General features: G+C 36.2%; 26 protein-coding genes. 21 read left to right on the top strand and 5 right to left on the bottom strand.

What is annotated here, in order from left to right; genetic code table 11:
* The first annotated feature begins 38 nt into the window (after positions 1–38).
* The 11 genes from rpmG to LCM23_RS05280 all read left to right on the top strand — a co-directional run bounded on the left by rpmG (position 39) and on the right by LCM23_RS05280 (position 9,483).
* Positions 39–188, top strand: a complete 150-nt coding sequence (gene rpmG / locus LCM23_RS05230) for a 50S ribosomal protein L33 (RefSeq protein WP_057771568.1) — start codon at positions 39–41, stop codon at positions 186–188.
* Positions 189–375: 187 nt separating this feature from the next.
* A complete protein-coding gene (locus tag LCM23_RS05235; RefSeq protein ID WP_224935975.1) occupies positions 376–924 on the top strand; it encodes a 5-formyltetrahydrofolate cyclo-ligase in 549 nt (182 codons plus the stop codon).
* On the top strand, positions 921–1,712 hold the full coding sequence (locus tag LCM23_RS05240) for a DUF92 domain-containing protein (RefSeq protein WP_404826578.1): 792 nt from the start codon (positions 921–923) through the stop codon (positions 1,710–1,712). The genes LCM23_RS05235 and LCM23_RS05240 overlap by 4 nt, the downstream gene beginning before the upstream one ends.
* Before the next feature lie 46 nt (positions 1,713–1,758).
* Positions 1,759–1,950, top strand: a complete 192-nt coding sequence (locus LCM23_RS05245; RefSeq protein WP_224935977.1) for a hypothetical protein — start codon at positions 1,759–1,761, stop codon at positions 1,948–1,950.
* Between the two features lie 101 nt (positions 1,951–2,051).
* Positions 2,052–3,590, top strand: a complete 1,539-nt coding sequence (locus tag LCM23_RS05250) for a rhomboid family intramembrane serine protease (protein ID WP_224935978.1) — start codon at positions 2,052–2,054, stop codon at positions 3,588–3,590.
* Between the two features lie 170 nt (positions 3,591–3,760).
* Entirely contained in the window at positions 3,761–5,221 is a 1,461-nt protein-coding gene (locus tag LCM23_RS05255) for a spore germination protein (protein WP_224935979.1), read from the top strand.
* 117 nt (positions 5,222–5,338) lie between these two features.
* Positions 5,339–5,545 (top strand): YqgQ family protein, encoded by a 207-nt coding sequence (locus LCM23_RS05260; protein ID WP_224935980.1) that lies wholly within the window; start codon positions 5,339–5,341, stop codon positions 5,543–5,545.
* A 30-nt stretch (positions 5,546–5,575) separates the two neighbouring features.
* Positions 5,576–6,517, top strand: a complete 942-nt coding sequence (locus LCM23_RS05265; protein WP_224935981.1) for an ROK family glucokinase — start codon at positions 5,576–5,578, stop codon at positions 6,515–6,517.
* 77 nt (positions 6,518–6,594) lie between these two features.
* Complete coding sequence (locus LCM23_RS05270; protein WP_224935982.1) at positions 6,595–7,779, top strand: M14 family metallopeptidase; 1,185 nt, start codon at positions 6,595–6,597, stop codon at positions 7,777–7,779.
* A 198-nt stretch (positions 7,780–7,977) separates the two neighbouring features.
* A complete protein-coding gene (locus LCM23_RS05275; RefSeq protein ID WP_224935983.1) occupies positions 7,978–9,096 on the top strand; it encodes a YqgU-like beta propeller domain-containing protein in 1,119 nt (372 codons plus the stop codon).
* Positions 9,097–9,162: 66 nt separating this feature from the next.
* Positions 9,163–9,483, top strand: a complete 321-nt coding sequence (locus LCM23_RS05280) for an MTH1187 family thiamine-binding protein (protein ID WP_095372577.1) — start codon at positions 9,163–9,165, stop codon at positions 9,481–9,483.
* A 51-nt stretch (positions 9,484–9,534) separates the two neighbouring features.
* Here the strand turns inward: LCM23_RS05280 and LCM23_RS05285 are convergent, their stop codons facing one another.
* On the bottom strand, positions 9,535–9,708 hold the full coding sequence (locus LCM23_RS05285) for a DUF2759 domain-containing protein (protein WP_095372578.1): 174 nt from the start codon (positions 9,706–9,708) through the stop codon (positions 9,535–9,537).
* A 257-nt stretch (positions 9,709–9,965) separates the two neighbouring features.
* On the opposite strand from LCM23_RS05285, the gene LCM23_RS05290 reads away from it, so the two are divergent.
* Positions 9,966–10,604, top strand: coding sequence for an MBL fold metallo-hydrolase (locus LCM23_RS05290; protein WP_224935984.1), 639 nt, complete (start codon positions 9,966–9,968; stop codon positions 10,602–10,604).
* Positions 10,604–11,665: an SAM-dependent methyltransferase gene (locus tag LCM23_RS05295; protein ID WP_224935985.1), complete on the top strand. Its 1,062-nt coding sequence runs from the start codon at positions 10,604–10,606 to the stop codon at positions 11,663–11,665. The genes LCM23_RS05290 and LCM23_RS05295 overlap by 1 nt, the downstream gene beginning before the upstream one ends.
* A gap of 61 nt (positions 11,666–11,726) precedes the next feature.
* On the opposite strand, the gene LCM23_RS05300 is transcribed toward LCM23_RS05295, so the two are convergent.
* Both LCM23_RS05300 and LCM23_RS05305 read right to left on the bottom strand, forming a co-directional pair.
* Positions 11,727–11,972: a DUF2626 domain-containing protein gene (locus tag LCM23_RS05300; protein WP_095372581.1), complete on the bottom strand. Its 246-nt coding sequence runs from the start codon at positions 11,970–11,972 to the stop codon at positions 11,727–11,729.
* Positions 11,973–12,056: 84 nt separating this feature from the next.
* Entirely contained in the window at positions 12,057–12,746 is a 690-nt protein-coding gene (locus LCM23_RS05305; protein WP_095372582.1) for a helix-turn-helix transcriptional regulator, read from the bottom strand.
* 264 nt (positions 12,747–13,010) lie between these two features.
* On the opposite strand from LCM23_RS05305, the gene comGA reads away from it, so the two are divergent.
* From comGA to LCM23_RS05345, 8 genes are read left to right on the top strand one after another with little or no spacing between them, the layout of a single operon-like run.
* Positions 13,011–14,081 carry a competence type IV pilus ATPase ComGA gene (gene comGA / locus LCM23_RS05310; RefSeq protein WP_224935986.1) on the top strand — a complete coding sequence of 357 codons (1,071 nt, stop codon included), beginning with the start codon at positions 13,011–13,013 and terminating at the stop codon, positions 14,079–14,081.
* Positions 14,068–15,099 carry a competence type IV pilus assembly protein ComGB gene (gene comGB, locus LCM23_RS05315; RefSeq protein ID WP_224935987.1) on the top strand — a complete coding sequence of 344 codons (1,032 nt, stop codon included), beginning with the start codon at positions 14,068–14,070 and terminating at the stop codon, positions 15,097–15,099. The genes comGA and comGB overlap by 14 nt, the downstream gene beginning before the upstream one ends.
* Positions 15,099–15,416 (top strand): competence type IV pilus major pilin ComGC, encoded by a 318-nt coding sequence (gene comGC, locus LCM23_RS05320; protein ID WP_224935988.1) that lies wholly within the window; start codon positions 15,099–15,101, stop codon positions 15,414–15,416. Before comGB ends, comGC begins: the two co-directional genes overlap by 1 nt.
* Positions 15,353–15,844 carry a competence type IV pilus minor pilin ComGD gene (comGD, locus tag LCM23_RS05325; protein WP_224935989.1) on the top strand — a complete coding sequence of 164 codons (492 nt, stop codon included), beginning with the start codon at positions 15,353–15,355 and terminating at the stop codon, positions 15,842–15,844. The genes comGC and comGD overlap by 64 nt, the downstream gene beginning before the upstream one ends.
* Positions 15,828–16,127, top strand: coding sequence for a hypothetical protein (locus LCM23_RS05330; RefSeq protein ID WP_224935990.1), 300 nt, complete (start codon positions 15,828–15,830; stop codon positions 16,125–16,127). The genes comGD and LCM23_RS05330 overlap by 17 nt, the downstream gene beginning before the upstream one ends.
* Entirely contained in the window at positions 16,114–16,572 is a 459-nt protein-coding gene (comGF, locus tag LCM23_RS05335) for a competence type IV pilus minor pilin ComGF (protein ID WP_224935991.1), read from the top strand. The genes LCM23_RS05330 and comGF overlap by 14 nt, the downstream gene beginning before the upstream one ends.
* Complete coding sequence (gene comGG / locus LCM23_RS05340; RefSeq protein ID WP_224935992.1) at positions 16,553–16,948, top strand: competence type IV pilus minor pilin ComGG; 396 nt, start codon at positions 16,553–16,555, stop codon at positions 16,946–16,948. Before comGF ends, comGG begins: the two co-directional genes overlap by 20 nt.
* 58 nt (positions 16,949–17,006) lie before the next feature.
* Positions 17,007–17,198: a YqzE family protein gene (locus LCM23_RS05345; RefSeq protein ID WP_095372590.1), complete on the top strand. Its 192-nt coding sequence runs from the start codon at positions 17,007–17,009 to the stop codon at positions 17,196–17,198.
* 194 nt (positions 17,199–17,392) lie between these two features.
* On the opposite strand, the gene LCM23_RS05350 is transcribed toward LCM23_RS05345, so the two are convergent.
* Positions 17,393–18,190, bottom strand: a complete 798-nt coding sequence (locus LCM23_RS05350) for a YqhG family protein (protein WP_224935993.1) — start codon at positions 18,188–18,190, stop codon at positions 17,393–17,395.
* The gene (locus tag LCM23_RS05355) at positions 18,177–19,856 is read right to left on the bottom strand and encodes a DEAD/DEAH box helicase (protein ID WP_224935994.1); all 1,680 of its coding nucleotides are present in this window, start codon (positions 19,854–19,856) and stop codon (positions 18,177–18,179) included. Before LCM23_RS05355 ends, LCM23_RS05350 begins: the two co-directional genes overlap by 14 nt.
* Between the last annotated feature and the right edge of the window lie 16 nt (positions 19,857–19,872).

Raw genomic sequence — 19,872 nt, forward strand, 5'->3', positions numbered from 1 at the left:
GAAACGAACTAGTGCTTAGTAGTTTGGAGGGAAATGACATGCGTGTAAATATTACGTTAGCTTGCACAGAATGCGGAGATCGTAACTATATTTCTAAAAAAAATAAAAGAAACAATCCAGATCGTCTTGAGCTAAAAAAATACTGCCCAAGAGAAAAGCGTTCTACAACACACCGTGAGACAAAATAAGCAGTAGGTAGATTCCTGCTGCTTTTTTTGTCTCTTTTTTTATGGTTTCATCACAGGGGTGATGCCGGGAAAGGTGCGAGAGGTCAAATTACGAGCAATGGTTGTTACTTCATATGTTTAGATTGGAACTAATATTTTTATAAGACAAGTGTGTTTTTTATAAATAGACGTATAGGAGAGTTAAAAGGTGGATAAAAAACAACTGAGAAAGATGATTATGCAACAATTAACAGAAATGCCTAGTGAACAATATACATCACAATCAGAAAAATTAGCATCGCAATTATTCCTCACATCTCATTGGCAACAATCCAAAGTAGTTGCCCTTACAATATCACGCTTTCCAGAAGTCGATACTTTTCCAATTATTAATAAGGCTTGGTCAGAAGGAAAACAAGTGGCTATTCCAAAATGCTTACCAAAAACGAGGGAAATGGATTTCAGGATTTTTTCAAGTTATGACAACTTAGAAGTCGTTTATTCTGGATTACAAGAACCAGTAGTAGACAAAACAAAGAGGGTTCGGCCTTGTGAAATTGATTTATTAATAGTTCCAGGCGTTGGTTATACATTAAAGGGTGATCGTATTGGTTTTGGAGGCGGGTATTATGATCGTTATTTAGTGGATTATAGCGGCTTTACACTTTCATTAGCTTTCCAAGAGCAAGTGGTTAATAATATACCAATAGATCATCATGATTTACCTGTTCAAAAGATTATTACAATAATGGAGTGAAAGAATTGATATTTATTTTTCTTGTACTCATTGCCGCCTTTTTAGGCTATCTCCTTCAACTTCTTACAATGTCAGGCACCATAGCAGCAATTGTTGTAGGTGTATTGATTAACTTAGGTTTTGGATGGAAGGGACTGCTGCTTCTTGGCTTCTTTTTCACTAGTTCAAGCTTATTGTCTAAATACAAGAAAAAGCAGAAGCAACAAATCGAAGCACGCCATGAAAAAGGGTCTACTAGAGATTGGCAGCAAGTGGTTGCTAATGGTGGGTTACCTGCATTATTTAGTGTGCTTTTTATTATTTTTCCTTCTCCCATTTTTTTTATTGCTTTTACGATAACCATTGCGAGTGCGAATTCAGACACTTGGGCCTCAGAGATAGGTTCTTTAAGTAAAAGAAGACCTTTGTCAATTAAGCATTTTAAGCAGGTAGAACCTGGTACTTCAGGAGCAATGAGTTTTCTCGGAACCTTTGCTGCAATAATGGGTTCCTTCTCTATTGCTATTATTGCTATGTTGTCCTATTCATTATCTTTTTCCACCCTGTTTATTATATTTGTCTTTGGTTTCCTCGGAAATATCTTGGATACCTTATTAGGTGCCTTCATACAGGTAACCTATCGTTGTCCGTCTTGTGAGATGGTGGTCGAATCGAAATGGCATTGTAATCGTAAAACGGTATATATGAGCGGTAACACAATAGTTAATAATGACCTTGTTAACCTTTCATCGTGTGCTCTTGCGAGTATATTAGGTGTTTTGTTCTTTGTGACTGTAGCAGGTGGATAATTGCAGAGAATGATTCGCATAATAGTGATAGACAGGAGGGAATGAAATGGGAAAAATAATGACTTTGATACTGTTTGTATTGTCAGGTGTTTTCATTTATCAGTATCGTTATCGCCTAGTTGGTCTTTTAGCGAGACAAAATTTTATCATTGCTACCGTATTAAATTGCCCTTTTTTAAGAGAGAGAGCAATGAAGCTAGTTTTTCCTCAACCACAATATAATGATGAACGTTTATAACAATGTTACTTTTTGGCCCTGTTTATATAAGGGCTTTTTATTTTGTTAAAAAGAAACATTGACTATAATAAGATATATAACTGTAAGGATGTGAGAAAACAGTGCATAGTAAGGAAGCTTATTTATTTTGGTCATTGGCCAATCATCTGCTACATCAAGAAGAATATCGCTTCATTCAGCTTTCTGAAAAACAAGATGAACTCTGGATTGAGAAGTTAGAGAATAAACAGACAAAAATCATTCGTTTGCTAAGGAAGGATTTAGATTGGAGTAACTGGTTACAAAGAGATATAGAATCAGTTGCCTTTAATGGTGAGCGTATTCGAAAACAAGTAAGGCATAGAGAAATGACTGTGCTCAATATATATATTTCACCATTTGTACCTGTTGACGACTATGAGGATAAGCTTAATAAGCCCTTTCAGCATTCTAAACTGGAGAAGACAACGGTTGAATCTGTCATTATGACTATGGATAGTCTAGAAGAGGTAGCTAAACAGCTGCAGCAACACTTTATGAAACCTCTTCTCTTCTTAGAAGAACCATCTGATGAAATTGATGAACAAGTAATCGAAAACTTAAAAAAACAGACATTATGGCTAGCAGCAAATAAAGCGAAAGAAGAAAAAGAGGTTTTTAATCAAGGTAAGCCCATATTTACATATCTATTTATTGTGCTACAAGTCCTAGCTTTTCTTTGGTTGGAGTGGAAAGGTGGAAGTACAAATACCTCGGTGCTGATTGAAAGTGGAGCAAAATATAATCCACTTATTTTGGCAGGTGAGTGGTGGCGTTTTTTTACACCGATCATTTTACATATTGGTTTCCTGCATTTATTGATGAATACTCTTGCTCTTTTTTATTTAGGCTCTGCTGTTGAACGAATAATGGGCAATACAAGGTTTATAGTTATTTACTTGTTATCTGGTTTTATGGGTTCATTGCTTAGTTTTATTACTAGTCCCAACGTATCAGCTGGAGCGAGCGGAGCGATATTTGGCTGTTTTGGAGCGTTGCTTTTCTTTGGAATATTGAAACCCAAATTATTTTTCCGCACAATGGGTATGAACATTATCATTGTTCTTGTGTTTAACCTTGCATTAGGCTTTATGATACCAGGAATTGATAACGCTGGTCATATTGGTGGTTTAATTGGCGGGTTCTTAGCAACGGGAATCGTTCTTTTGCCTAAGAAGAGAAACAGGATTGCTCAACTATTGATAGCTTGTTTCACGGCTCTTCTCATAAGTGGAGGACTCTATTATGGCTTTCACTTCCCTAATGATCAAACACAAGAAGAGATGGCTTTGATTGAAGCACAAACTTATTTAGAAAAAGAAAATTACTCAATGATGATTAAAGAGCTTACTCCGTTTGATAAAGAAGGTGCAACCGCACAAACTTATTTTTTATTGTCCTATGCGGAAATTCAAATAGGGGAAACAGAGAAAGCGAAGCGTCATTTGCATCTTGCTATTGAAGTAAACGAACAATTCCATGAAGCTTACTATAATCTTTCCTTATTATATTTAAGGGAAGGCCATACGGATGAAGCGAAAAAGTATCTTGATCAAGCTGTAGAATTACACGACTCAGAAGACTATCGGCAGCTACAAGACAATTTAAATGAAAACAAATAAGATATTTCGACAGGAAGGGAATATTTCCTAGGAAATTCTACATCTTTTCTTAGAAACTTAAAAAACTTGTTGTTTAACATAAAGTAAAAGGAATCAACCTCTTAGGAGGGTATGATTCCTTTTTAGTATGTCTATGATGTTTGTTAGGAATATATTTGAGAGGTGAACTCATGGAAACAAACAAACATCATAAAGTATCTAAGGAATTGATTAACAATACATCATATTTAAAAGAAGCATTAGCAGTCGGAAAAAACTTTGATGTGTTACAAATAGATGTGGAATATACTGGGATTGACATGGCAATCTATTTGGTTGATGGCTTTGCTAAAGATGATATTATGAATCGGTTAATGGAATTTCTTGCTCAGCTTGGAAGAGAACAATTAGAAGAGGATACTGTTCCGAAGCTAATGAAGAGATATATCCCTTATATCGAAATTGCTACAGAAAGTGATCTGGATGCAATTGTTGATGCTGTATTAGCTGGTCAAACGGCATTGGTCATTGATGGAGCAGATGAAGCGATATTAATTGATACAAGGACTTACCCGGCCCGCGGCCCAGAAGAGCCTGATATTGAAAGGGTTGTAAGAGGCGCAAGGGATGGCTATGTTGAAACATTAGTTTTTAATACAGCACTAACGAGGAGGCGCGTAAGAGATCGGACGTTAAGAATGGAGTATTTACAAATCGGTAGACGTTCAAAAACTGATATTGTCATTACATATATTGAAGATATTGCAGACCCTGAGTTGGTCAATAAAATAAAAGATAGTGTATCTAAAATTGATACAGATGGCTTACCGATGGCCGAGAAGACAATTGAAGAATATATTTCTGGTCAGCATTGGAATCCTTATCCGATGGTTAGGTATACAGAGAGACCGGACACAGCAGCTTCGCATTTATTTGAGGGTCATGTATGTATCATTGTGGATGGTTCACCGAGTGTAATTATAACCCCGACTACGTTCTGGCATCATTTGCAGCATGCAGAGGAATATCGAAACAAACCGATTATTGGTGCTTATTTAAAATTCGTTCGCTTTATTTCTGTATGGGCTTCGTTGTTCCTTTTACCTATTTGGTTCTTATTTGCTGCAAATCCAAGTTTATTACCAGATTCCCTATCATTTATAGGACCAGAGGAGGCAGGGAAAATCCCTTTGATTTTGCAAATCTTAATTATTGAGGTAGGTATTGATATGCTGAGGATGGCCTCCATTCATACCCCCTCGAGTCTTGCTACTGCTCTCGGCTTAGTAGCGGCACTCATGATTGGTGATTTGGCTGTTTCAGTTGGCTTATTTACAAGTGAGGTCGTTCTTTATTTTGCCATTGTAGCAATTGGTACGTTTGCAACACCAAGTTACGAATTAGGATTAGCTAATCGAATTGTCCGTATTGTATTATTATTACTGACAAGTGTATTTCATATGTATGGTTTTATCATCGGTATTACACTATTTGTCATTTGGTTATCTAAAATGAAGTCTTTCGGCGTCCCTTATTTATGGCCGTTTATTCCCTTTAACCTAAGAGCCTTTAGAGATGTCCTTTTACGTTCACCAATGCCTTTGAAAAATAGACGTCCGAGAATGTTGCATCCGAAAGATCCAGATAGATAAATGATCACTTTTCTTTTGATCGTTAGAATTACTCTTTCTCTCATGTTTTAATGATTGAGGAAGAGTTTTTTTTCGTTTATACTTTGCTTTATGAAAGAAAGAATCGAGGGAATGAATGTGAAAAGTTTTTATGATGTACAACAGTTGTTAAAAGCATATGGTGCCATTATTTATATGGGTGAACGTTTATTGGATATTGAAATGATGGAGCTTGAAGTGAGTGAATTATATAAAGCAAAAATAATTGAAGTAGATACCTATCGAGATGCTTTATTAGTCTTAAGGGCTGAGAGAGAAAAAGAGAGAAAGAAAACAAGAGAATAGTTGCTCATTACTTCTCTAGGGGGTGTTGTTTTGTTTGTTGGTGTGGATATAGGGGGTACAACAATTAAATTTGCTTTTGTTAACGAGAATGGCGACATTCACTTAAAATGGCAAGAAAAGACAAAGCAGAATTATACAGACAACAGTTTAGCAGAGCAAATAACCACTTCAATTGAACATCATAGAAAGAGGGCGCAAATAAAAAAAGAGCAGATTTTATCTGTTGGAGTCGGTGCCCCAGGACCGGTAGATAGCAAAAATGGAATTTTACTTTCAGCAACAAATATAAATTTGTCACCTCATTACCGCTTACAAAAAGAACTATCAGATTACATGGCGCTTCCAGTGATATTAGAAAATGATGCCAACTGTGCAGTGTTAGGCGAACGCTGGGTTGGTAGCGGAATTGGCTACAAAGACATTGTACTTTTAACAATTGGTACTGGTATCGGTGGTGGCATTATTAGTAATGGTCAGTTAACGCGTGGGAATGGGGGTTCTGCTGGTGAAATAGGCCATATCAAGGCCGTTTCTTCTTATGGCGTGCGATGTAATTGTGGAAAATGGGGTTGTCTTGAAACGGTTGCCTCAGCTACTGGAATAGTACGTGTGGCTAAAGAAATCATTGATTCTAACAAGAACACATTATTAGTTGACCATTTATCAGTTCAGAATATCTTTCACTTTGCAGGTAAGAATGACATAGTTGCTAAGGAAGTGGTTCAAAGAACAATGAAGCCATTAGGCATTGCCTTAGCGAATGTAGCAGCAATACTAAACCCTGAGGTGATTATAATCGGTGGCGGGGTTTCTCAAGCCGGGAAATTATTGCTAGAGCCATTACAATCCTATTATGACGAAAACTTATTTCCTGAGATGCGAGGGTCTACTTTATTGAAACTAGCTACTTTAGGGAATGATGCAGGAGTAGTAGGTGCCGCCTGGAGTGCAAAGCAATTAATAATAGGATAAGATTTCTGTAATAGTGAGTAAGTCATCTTTTCTTCTCATTCATCATATGTATGAACTGATGGAGAGGAGGATAAAAGGTGAAGATTAAAGTTAGGTCAGGTGATTCTTTATGGTACTACAGTCAGCTGTTTATGGTTCCGATTAATTTAGTCATTGATAGCAATCCACAAGTGGACCCTTCCTCATTGCAGATTGGCCAAAGCATTCAAATTCCTGGCTTTCATACATCTACTATTCAACTTCAAAAAGGTGATTCACTATGGCAAATAGCATCAAAGAATAATCTCCCTGTCGATGCATTGCTTTTATTGAATCAGCAGTTACAGCCTCAAAATCTACAAGTAAATCAAACAGTCCTAGTGCCAACAAGAGTGATTATGCCTTTAATGGATAGGAAAAAAAGTTATAGTTTTAAAACTTTGCAAGACGACCTCAAACAATTAAAAGAAGTTTATCCATTTATAAAAATAAATGAGATTGGTTATTCGGTGACAGGCAAGCCTTTATATGAGATAAGAATCGGTACGGGTGAAAAGCAGGTCCATTATAATGCGTCATTTCATGCCAATGAATGGATTACGACGCCTGTCCTTATGTCTTTAATAAATGCCTACTTGTTATCTATGACTAATGCGAAACCTTTAAGGGGAATTGAGACTTTACCTTATTATAGTCGTTTTGAGTTATCGGTTGTTCCAATGGTCAATCCTGATGGAGTTGACTTGGTTTTAGGGGGACCGCCAGAAGGCTACAAAGAAGAAATATTAGCAATTAATGAACAAAAAGATGATTTTTCCCTATGGAAGGCGAATATTAGAGGAGTAGATTTGAATAAACAATATCCCGCAAATTGGGAATATGAAAAAGAAAGAAAGCCAGATGTTCCGTCATCTCGAGACTTTCCTGGATATGAACCGTTATCCGAGCCTGAAGCGATAGCGATGGCCAATCTTGTTAAGAATAATAACTTCAGCTTATTATTAGCTTTCCACACACAAGGTGAAGAATTTTACTGGGGATACGAAGGACTTGAACCGCCTGATTCAAAAGTCATTGCAGATGAATTTGAACGAGTAAGCGGTTATCGTTCCGTTCAGTATGTGGATAGTTTCGCTGGGTTTAGAGATTGGTTTATTAAAGAGTATCGAAGGCCAGGCTTTACGATGGAACTGGGAAAAGGAGTAAACCCACTGCCATTATCACAGTATGAAGACATGTATGAAGAAATGCTTGGTGTCTTTTTAGCTTCACTTTATCTTTAATAAAAAATAGTTGTTGCTTGTATTTCCTCCATAATCAGTATAAAATTTACTATTGATTACAATGTTTTTGGGAATTAATTAGGAAGAATTTCGTAGAGAGCGAAGAAAAGCCGGAAACGGCTTTTTCTCGCGTCTATTCAGATAAAAGTGCGCTAGAATGAAGCTAGATTGGAATTCGATGGGGGGCAAGCCAAGTTTATGAAGCACAAAGCGGAACACCAAGATTATATGCTCATATTGCTTTTATTTTTTTCCACAATGATTATAGCTGGCTGTCAAGTGAATGAAACAGGTGATAAGCCACCTGTTAAAGAAACGAATATGACAGAGAAGCAAACTTCAAAACAATCAATTATACCTCTTGCTGTTTCAGAATCTGATCAAATTTTCTTCTTTGGCTGGTTAGATGCCAAGCACTTATTATTCCTCAATCACAAAGATGAAACATTGAACAAAATCTTTAAATATAATATTTATACCGGAGAACAAGAGTTGTTTTTTGAAGGTGAGGCACCAATTAATAATGTCTATATTAGCCCAGATCAACAATATATATTTGTCCAGACTGAACCAAGTAATCAAAAATGGCGTATTGCTATAGTGGATCATAAAGGTGATTACATATTGCAGGAGTTAATAGATGGCACCGAACTAGCTGTTTCTTGGAATCAATATGATCCGACAAAGTTATTGGTTTCGAGTTTTGCCGAGGACTGGTCTTACACTTCTTATTTGATATCAGCTGAAACAAAAAATATGGAACATATATCTATAGCGGAGCCGTTTGTCCATTGGTTAAGTCCTGATTCATTTGTGTATTTGGACTGGAGTACGGTTGGACCTTCAATTGTGACGGAGTTAAAAGAACAAAAGAAGACAGGAACGGCGGAAGTGAAGAAAGAAAATGTGTATTTTGTTGATACATTCAATGATTTAATGATGACCATTGGTGTAAACGAAAATCATGATGAAGAGGCACGATACACATTTATGAATAATGACTTTGAATCGGTGTTATCTTTTTCAGTTCCTCATTTAACAAGCTTTTCCGGTTGGATGGTTCCACAATATGCCATGCTGGATAAAGAGTTTTTCTACTTTAAGCCGGAGTACAGTACAGATGCAGATACGTATCGGGGTAGCTTTGATTTCATGGCTACAGATTTGGAAACGGGAGAACAGACCGTATTATTAGAAGATATGGACAACGAACCTCTTTCCTGTTCTAATAAAGCCAATGCCTGTTTATATGGTCATTATTTAGATAAAGTCATTTTATTAGATGAGAAAGAAGTCATTTCACTTATAAAATCTTGAGCAGATAAATTTTCTTCGCTCTTTATTTTGTGCATACTAATATTGATATTTAAAGGAGATGACATGATGGCAATAGTAGACGTAACAATTATTCCAATAGGAACGGAGAGTCCAAGTGTATCAGCTTATGTAGCAGATATTCAAAAGGTTTTAAAGGAATATAAAGATGCTGGGAAAATTGATTACCAATTGACACCGATGAATACACTCATTGAAGGAGAATTACCAGTGTTATTCGAGGTTATCCAAGCAATGCATGAAGTTCCATTTGAAAAAGGACTTGCGCGAGTGGCAACAAATATTCGCATTGATGACCGTAGAGATGTAAAACGTCAGATGGCGGATAAAGTTAAACGAGTAGAATCATTGTTACAAGAGGATGAATGATAAATAAAAAGTCTGCCCTTAATGAGGCAGACTTTTTATTTACATCCCCTTTTAATGGACAGCTGGGAATCCGCTATGAATTAATGTCATTACAGCAAACCATCCGAAAACGGCAGCTGTCCCGAAAGCGAATACAATCCCTAGGAGATTTTTGTTTCGTAGTGCACTGATTAGACCGAAAATTGCTAAAATAGCTGTTAAACCAGTAATAATTACTAGTCCCATGTTTATAGCCCCCTTTTCATTCAATCAACAAATGAGTCTATGCTCATTCCTTGCAAAGGTTTGGAACCGTATGTAATACTTATTTTTACATTCACATCATATTTTATACTTTTTTTCAAATTTTGTCGAGGTATATTCTACGAACTTTTCAGATAATAACATTTTAAGGAAGATACATCAAGTCCATTAACCATGTTTGCTTCTCGTAGACTATAGAGTTGTGTACAATAAAAGAAAATAACCAAGGAGGAATTCATTTGAAATACGCACAGTTACCATTAGGACCATTACAAACGAATTGCTATCTTCTTATAAAAGAAAACAAGGACTGTTTAATTATTGATCCAGGGGGAGAAGCAACAAAACTAATCAAAATAATGGATGATGAAAAATTGAATCCGAAGGCGATCCTTTTAACGCATGCACATTTTGATCATATTGGTGCAGTAGATGACGTAAAAGAAAAGTACCAAATTCCTGTTTACATACATGAAAATGAAAAGGACTGGCTAATAGATCCAGCCTTAAATGGTTCAGCAAGATTTCAAATGGGCACAGCGATACGTTTACAACCTGCCGATGAGTTATTTGTAAAAGAGCAAGAGATAGATATCTCAGGGTTTTCCTTCAAAGTATTAGAGACACCGGGTCATTCTCCTGGTAGTGTCTCCTTTTATTTCGCAGACATTGCCTTGCTGTTTGGTGGGGATGCCCTTTTTCAAGGCAGTATTGGGCGAACAGATCTACCTGGTGGCCATCATGAGACGCTTCTGCAAAGCATACATGATAAATTACTCATTTTACCTGAAGACACACTCGTCTTGCCAGGACATGGGCCAGTGACTACTATTGCCAATGAAATGGACACTAACCCTTTCTTGAACGGTTTTTCATAATGAATCCGATCATCCGCTATATCGAAGAAAATAGGATGGAACGGCTTACTTACGCCGATTTTATTCAGTTAGCCCTCTATCATCCTGATTTTGGATATTATATGAAGGATGATAAAAAGATTGGTGTAGATGGGGACTTTTATACATCAGCAACAATGTCTCCTATGTATGCAACAATAATCGCTAAATGGTTTATAGAGCAGGTGAGAGTGAATCAACTGCCTGCAGCCGTGTTAGAAATGGGTGCAGGCGACGGTTCATTTGCTCAAGTCTTTATTAATCAATGGGAAGAGATGACAGATGAGACGCTAGTTTATATATTAGTTGATGAAAGCCCTCATCATAGAAGATTACAAAAAGATAAATTAAGTAAACATCACAGTGTAAAACTTCATTTTCTTCAATCATTAGATGAATGTCCTACGTTTTCAGGGCTTGTTTTTTCTAATGAACTACTTGATGCGCTACCTGTTCATTTAGTAGAAAAAAAAGATGATTGTTTATATGAAATAATGATTACTTCCAACCAAAATGTGCTAAACGAAGTCTATATTCCTATCGAAAATCAGAAAATCATTTCATACATCGAACAAATGTCGATTTCTTTATACAATGGCCAAAGAATGGAGATTCCATTATTTATGGATGGCATAAGTGCATCGATTAGCGATGTGTTAGAAAAAGGACTTGTATTGACAGCTGATTATGGTTACACGGACGATGATTGGTTAATGCCGACGAGAAAAGATGGCAGCCTGAGGGGATACAGGAAACATCAGCTTATCCCCAATATCCTTACACACGCTGGTGAGATGGATATTACTCATGATGTGCACTGGGATTCGTGGATCCGTTTTGGTGAGAAGTATGGGTTGACTTTTATGCAGAAATGGCGGCAAGATGAGTTTTTAATTGCATCTGGTATTCTAGATGAATTATCCAATCATAGTGGCGATCTATTTTCAAATGAGGCTAAGAAAAATCGTGAGATTCGAACATTATTAATGGATAGTGGAATCAGCCAATCGTTTCAGCTTGTTCTTCAGATAAAGAACCTTTAAAAACACAATAAAAAGAGGATGACGTTGCATCCTCTTTTTATTGTGTTTGTTATGTGTGCTTTTAGTGTGACCCCATCCCTGGTACCATCATAAAGACAGTCCAATATGTGAATCCGATAAAGGCAACAGTCAAGTATGCGCCAAAAATATAAATGTACATACGCTCTGTAAGCTTTAAGTAGCCTAGTAGCACAAAGAAACCAGTTTGGCCAAGGAATAGTAGTGCTGGTGTATACATATCACCTACATAAAACATAATTGCAAAAATAGCAGTCCAGAATCCCATAACTCTATACATGCGATCCATATGTATCCCTCCTTTAACACACACATATGTCCATTACTCAATAATTATAAGGTAATACTTGGTTAAAAGTAAACAGTATGTTTTTTATTTTGCGACAGCTTCATAAGAACATGAAATACACCCATTTAACATATTACCCAATTCCCTTAATTCTATATCTAAAAAAACCGTCTCAAACATGCCTCGTAAAAATTCAAAGTGCATATGACATATTTCACCTTGATTTTTCTTTGCGGTTTCTTTAAAGGGACAATTAAACATTTCAAACATGATCTTTTTTCCATCAAAATTAAATTCTGGCTGAAGACCAGCCACTTCTGCTGCTTCAATGACGAGAGCTAATTTTCTTTCAAATGAGTCCTCTAATGTAACCATTTGCCTGTGTAATGCTGTCTCCATCAATTTCTCGCCATATTTTTTCCCAGTTATATATAATGCTTTTTTTCCTTCTGGCCCAAGTGTAATCATTGTTTCGAGAAGAATATCTGATAACATTTGATAATTACGATAAGGAAAATGTAGTCCAATCTCGCTATCAGTTAGGTGATAGCGCTTGCTCGGTCGGCCACCTTGACCGGTTTTTTCTATTTTAGCTTCAAGCATGTGGATTTCTGCGAGTTTTGATAAATGCAATCTAGCAACATTCGGGTGAATTGAAAACTCTTTAGCAATTTCTTTAACAGTGACAGGGAAATGTTTTTTAAGAACATACTGATAAATATAGTATCTCGTTGGATCGGATAATGTATTCGTAATTTTTAATGTTTCATTCATTATTCTCACCTCTCATATGGTTGTCATTATTCTTTTTTTCGTGATATGAATAGGATTTTAAAGAAGCGATTGCACTGTCAGTCATTTGTGGATGTTTTATATTTGTTAATACCATTATATAGTAAAGCGTGTTGAAAGAGGAGAGGGTAGAGGGAATCTCTTAAATGTTCAAAAAAAAGTTAAAGAAAAGGACTAAAATCATGCAGGAAACGATCTTTTTTTGGCGAATAATAAAATATCTTAAAAAAGGTGGTGACTAATTACTTGGTCTCAATGCAACGCATGGCTACCTTAATTTTAAGGGAAGCTGTGAAAACAGAAGTAACAGATATTCATTTTGTCCCCAGAAAGAATCACACAATCATTTATTTCCGCTATGGCAAGCGCCTTGTCCCTAAACATTACATCCCTCATTATGAATCTGACCGCTTAATTTCTCATTTCAAGTTTATTGCATCCATGGATATTGGTGAAAAACGAAAGCCACAAAATGGCGCCTATTCTACAGATATTGAAGGATATGAGATAGGCTTACGTTTCTCCACATTGCCCTCTCAATACAATGAAAGTCTTGTCATCCGTATCCTGCCACAATCGTCTCATATTTCTTCTCACAATGTTTCGCTATTTCCAACGATGTCCCGAAAAATCCTTGCTATGCTTAAACATGCGCACGGGATGATCATACTAACTGGTCCGACCGGTAGTGGAAAAACCTCAACCTTATATAGTCTGCTAAATGACAATTCCAACCTATTCAATCGAAGTATTATCACTTTAGAAGATCCGATTGAGAAAAAGACTGACTCCTTACTGCAAGTCGAAGTAAATGAAAAGGCAGGCGTAACATATGCTACTGGTTTGAAAGCTATCCTTAGGCACGACCCGGACATAATTATGGTTGGGGAAATACGCGACGCCCAAACAGCTAAAATAGCTGTGAGAGCAGCATTAACTGGGCATTTAGTATTAACGACGATGCATACGAGAAATGCTGTTGGAGCCATACATCGTTTAGTGGAGTTTGGGGTAGCGTGGAAGCAAATAGAACAAACGTTAGTAGCCATAACAGCACAGAGGCTTGTAGAATTAACCTGCCCATTTTGTGAAGGAGAATGTACCGATTTCTGTTATAGCTGTGGCAGGTTAAAAAGAGCTGGTGTGTTTGAATTATTGAGTGGAAGGGAATTGAATCAAGCTTTGAAAGCGGCGAAAAGTAGTCAGAATAATTACGAACCATATTTTTCGCTCAGGTCAGCTTTGAAAAAAGGGGTAGCCTTAGGGTATGTAAAAGAAAGTGAGTTTAATCGGTGGATTTTAGATGAAAAAAGTTAAATGGACATTAAAGGAGCAATGCGACTTCCTAAAGAAAGTAGGAGAATTATTATCCAGGGGTTATTCGCTCTCAGAAGCGATGGCGTCGGCGAGTTTGCAATTGACCTTAGAGAAAAAGCTCCAATTACAAGAGGTTATTTATCAGTTAAAAGAAGGTTTCCATCTGCACTCGGCCCTAGGATCGATGAACTTTAATTCACATCTAGTTGGTTATGTCTTTTTTGCTGAGCAACATGGGGGATTACAACAAGCTTTTATTGATGGCAGTGAAATGATGCAAAAGAGGGGAGAGGATATGCGAAAGTTAAAAAAGGCATTAATGTATCCATGTTTCTTATTCCTTATCACCATACTACTGTTTTTTCTCGTTGAAAAAATCATTCTTCCTCGATTTACCTCACTTTTTCAGTCGATGAATGTCAACGAAAATACCTTTATGGTACTCCTTCAATGGATTGGTTCTGTTGCTCCTCTATTTTTAATTGTAATGTTCATCCTGTTACTATTTAGTTCTTTGTATTACTACTTTATTTTTCGACGGTTATCAATGATCAGACAAGTATCTCTTGTTGTTCGCATACCGATTGTTGGCAAACTAGTCTCCCTTTTTTATACACATTACTTTGCTATCCAATTGCATTATTTACTTGCAGGTGGGATGTCTATCACAACTTCCTTGAACTTATTTGCTAAAGATGAAAAACAACCATTAATGAAGGAAGTTGGTCAATATTTGCGTCGTAAGCTAGAAAATGGTGAACAATTAGATGAATTGATTCAGGTTTTTGGCTTTTTAGAATTAGATTTAAGGACAGTTATTCGTCATGGGCAGCAAAATGGAAAGCTAGAAGAAGAACTACAATTCTTTAGCCGCTATTGTCTGCAGCTGTTAGAAGAAAAAATAGATCAATTAATGAAAGTAATACAACCCACTATTTATCTTATTGTTGGTTGTTTAATCATTTCATTGTATTTGGCAGTAATGTTACCAATGTTTCAACTAATGGAGGGCGTATGATGAAAAACATAAATAATGAAAAAGGGTTTACCATGATTGAAATGATGATTGTCTTGTTAGTCATATCTGTACTTTTAATTATTACAATTCCAAACATCACAAAAAACCAATCGGCAATAAACGAAAAAGGCTGTAGTGCTTATACAAAAATGGTTCAGAGTCAAGTCCAATCGTATGAATTAGCTAATAATAAGCTTCCTGAGTCATTGGATGTGCTTGTGACGGAGGAGTATTTAAATGAAGGTGAAACAACATGTCCGACCGGAGAAACACTTGTTTTAATAGATGGCATTGTGACGGCGGTGAGAGACGAATAAATTTACAGTCAGGGTTTACTTTGATTGAATCATTAATTGTTTGGTCTGTTTTTAGTGTTATTCTTTTTATTACTGCTATAAGCATGCAGCACCAATTTGAAGAGTATGATAATCAAGCTTTCTTTGCCAAATTTGAAGGTGACCTTCTATATGCTCAGCAGTATGCGATTGTAAATCAAACAACGGTTAGTGTTTATCTTTTACCTGATGAGCATGAATATATCTTTTCTAATGGTCGAAATATTTTCCTTCGTCAGAAATATAGTGAGGATTATTTCATTACTAGCGGTACAATGCCATTACATTTCAAATTTTTAAATACTGGGAAAATTAACCGTTTCGGTTACTTGCAAATCAAAAGCTCGCTTAAGCAGTACAAATTTGTTTTTCAAATAGGCAGAGGGAGATTTTATGTGGAAGCATACTAGTGGTTTTATGCTCATTGATTTACTCTTCACGTTATCGGCGATGCTTTTAATCGCGACTCTTTTTATTCCTGTCATGATTCGTCTCTATACGTACACACATATAGAAAATTTGAGATATGAAGCCACTCAAATTCTATATGAGGAAATGATGGACAATGATAGGGTGCTACCTAGGACGGTGAGAAAAGACGAAATATCATTTCACCTTTTTAACAGTGAGGATAATAATATTTGTATCTCTTATCTCTATCAACGAGAAGTGATGATCTGTGAAAAGTATTAAAAGAAACGGCTTTACGTTAATAGAAGCACTTATTGCTTTAGCTTGCTTTTTAATCATTGTGAGCTTTATGCCACTTGTGTTTAAGGTTATTTCCGTTAACGAAAATATTGATGAAAGAAAGCAAAAGATTGAATGGCTCGTATTTATTCAGCAATTAAAAAAAGAAGTACGCGTTGCTGAGAAGATATCATTAGATAATCGAGGAGTGCTCATTTTATTAATAGACAATCAATCTATTAGCTATGAAAAATATGGTGATAAGTTAAGAAGGCGTGTGAATGGGGCAGGGCATGAAGTTGTGTTACAAAAGCTTCAATCCGTTCAATTTGAGGTGAAGGAAGATAACATGGTGCTTATTTATAAAAATATTTTCCAAAAAGAGTATCGGTCTTCTTTTTATCAAATGAAAATAAGGCGTACAAACGGTGACGAAGAAAATGAATGAAAAGGGACTCTTTTATCCTTTTGTATTAATCCTCATTGTTTTGCTTTCTTTTGTGATTACCATTCAAGCAGATTTTTTAATAAGAGAAAAAAGAATCTTGAAATTAAGTAGTATCCTTTTACAACAGGAGTACTATTTTAAACAATCTATTATTTATTTAGATGAACAATTTCATTTGAATGGTGAGCTACCAATAGAAGGGGAGTATTCATTCAATCATGGAACGGTTTATTATGATTTAGAAGATCAAGAAGGAAACCTCATCAAAATCATTCTGGAAGTACAAATAAACGGTGTTGCGAACGTAGAAGCGATTGCGTATTATTCATTGATTGAAAGAGAAGTGGTCAAATGGATAGAAATCGAGAGAAAATAATAGGAATAAATGGTTTATGAATGGGAAAGACTAGTAGCTAAAAAAGCAGGGATGCCAGATGAATTCTAATGATTATGTCAAGTTTATTACTCAGACATTCGTTCAATATATGGAACAACCAAAGTCTGAGAGAAAGAAACAAAGAATAGAAAGAAAGCAAGAAAAAGCGCCTGTTTTATTTAGGTGGTTTGGAATTGTACCTTATCTTTTGTTTTACGGAATGAAAGGAACGAAAAAAAGAAATCATTAATCAAACGACAATCAACAAAAAATATGAACAACCCCCATTGTTGGGTTTGTTCATATTTTTTTAGTATCGATAAGAATATTGGTGCCACCGTAGTAAAAAGAAAAATGAGGAATACGCTAGCAGTATGGTTAAGCATAGGTACTTGAAAAATGTTCCCTTAAGCAATCTCATGAGTCGTCCACGTTAGTTAATGCTTAACTAATCGCTTCATCTGTTAAATAAAATAATCCACCATTAACAATAGAAATATGAACTTGGGGTTCATATTGCTCTTGTAATGCAGTCATTTCGTTTTCGAAGCTTTCTCCTTTTTCATCCGCATCTTCATAGAATCTTTCTAATAATTGCAGGTCCTTTTGCCATCTTAGTCGTGCTTCATCTGCCCATGTGTGATCTTCCTTTTCAATTTCCGACTGTAAAAAATTCGCCACACGCATCACACCACTTTGAGGCTTGATAAATGGTGACAATGTAAAGCTAAAGTCTGGTATTTTAGGAGTAAGTGATAAATGAAGGAGCTTATCATGGAATTGTTCAACCATCTGCCCGTTAATTAAGTGCAAGCCGATTGACTTGAACAAATCTTTTTTACGATCACATTGATATGATATCCGTAGATTTAGCCCTAGCCAAGGACGTAAGGCAGTTTGCGTTCCTGGTGGGGCCTCGTAATTTTCATACAGACGGATATAACCAGCCAAGTTTTTCGTCGATTGAAAAATTTGATGCAAGCGAGGTGATCCAAAGTGAATAATCTCTCCCTTTATATCATCTGGTGCTAAGGACGGGTTGGTTATAAGTGTAAGTTCCATAGGGTTTGCAACACCGCCTGTTTTCTCTAAATAATGCCAATAAAAGGGACGGTTCATTAATTCCTTGTCTAATTCTACTGTCAACTGAATGACTAAATAGCCTGGTTTATTTTCAAGGATTTCACAATGATTGGCATGAAAGTATCTTAATAGAAAATGGTGGATTTCATGTTGCTGCATGTTGATTTTCCTCCTTTACGGACTCAGCAAATTCAATCATAGATGTTAAATTATCCATTTTTATGCGCATTTCTCCTTCTGAAGCCGATTGCCCGAAAATATCAATTAGGTGATCATTAATACTGCCAAATTGTAGTTTAGTTAAAATATCATCCAATTCGCCAATCACTTTTTCGAAGAGATGGATTTTTTCATACAATAGTTTGAGTACATGTTCTTCTACCGTATCTTTTGTGGCGAAGTTATAAATATGGACATCGTTTTTTTGTCCAAGACGGTGAATTCTACCTATTCGTTGTTCAAGTCTCATCGGATTCCAAGGAAGATCGAAGTTAATGATATAACTACAGAATTGTAGGTTGATTCCCTCACCGCCTGCTTCTGTGGCAATTAACACCTGGGCATGGTTTTGGAATAATTCGCGCATCCAATCTTTCTTCCCGCGTTTGAAACCACCGCGAAAAGGAACAGACGTAATGTTATGCTGTTTTAAAAACCATTGTAGAAATAGCTGTGTGGCACGATATTCTGTAAAAATAATGACTTTATCATTGATTTGTTGAATGATCTCTAATGCTTTTTGTGCTTTTGCATTTTGTTGGATATTTTCTACTAACCCAATTAACTCTTCTATTTTTTGCTGAAAGGCAACTGAGGGTTGTTCCTGTTTCTTTAACATATTTCTTAAAGTGTAAAATACCGCTTCGCGACTGCTACATGCTTCACGTTGTAAAGTCATAAGTGAAAATTGGCTATCAGTCATCCAATTACCTTCTCTGTGCATGGAAGAAATCGCATCATATAAGGCTCTTTCTTCTTTTGAGAAATGGATGGGAACGGTTTCGACATGTCTTTTTGTCCATTCAATACCCGTATCTTGTCTACGATTACGAATCATTACTTTATTGACTAGTTCCTTTAAACCTTCATCATCATCGAGAGAGCGTGCATTTTTTTTGTATTTTTCATAAAAAGATGTTTCTGTTCCTAAGTGACCTGGTTTTAACAAAGAAACAAGATTAAAGATCTCACTAATTCGATTTTGTATAGGTGTTGCTGTAAGGAGTAAGCAAAATTTCTTTTTTAAAGACTGTACAAATTCATAGTTTTTCGTTTTATTATTCTTTAATTTATGAGCTTCATCAATAATAATCAAATCATAGTTTTGTTCAAAGACTAAACTCCTATGTGGTTCTCTTTTTGCTGTGTCGATTGATGATACGACGACATCACATTGCTCCCACACATAGCTCTTTTTTTGAGCGACAGCTGGGATGAAGAACTTACTGTTTAATTCAATTGCCCACTGAGACACTAAGGAAGCGGGTACAAGGATGAGTGCTTTCTTTACAAGCCCTCTGATCATGTATTCTTTTAATATTAACCCTGCTTCTATCGTCTTCCCTAATCCGACTTCATCAGCTAGAATTGCTTTACCATTCATGTTTTCCACTACTTGTTCGGCAACCTCTAGTTGATGTGGTAGTGGGGTGAGGTTTGATAAATGTTTGTCTACTTGCAGTCCATCAAACGCAGGGATGACCGTTTGATTCTCAACCTCAATGGTAAGCTTGAATAAATCCCAGTTTCCCCATGGTCCATCATTATCAATACGATTTTGAAATTCATCTTGCCAAGTTGCATCAAAATTTATTTGTAAAGTCATTTGCTCTCTCCTTTTC

It is taken from the genome of Cytobacillus kochii, from assembly GCF_020171845.1.
Lineage (GTDB): Bacteria > Bacillota > Bacilli > Bacillales > Cytobacillaceae > Cytobacillus > Cytobacillus kochii.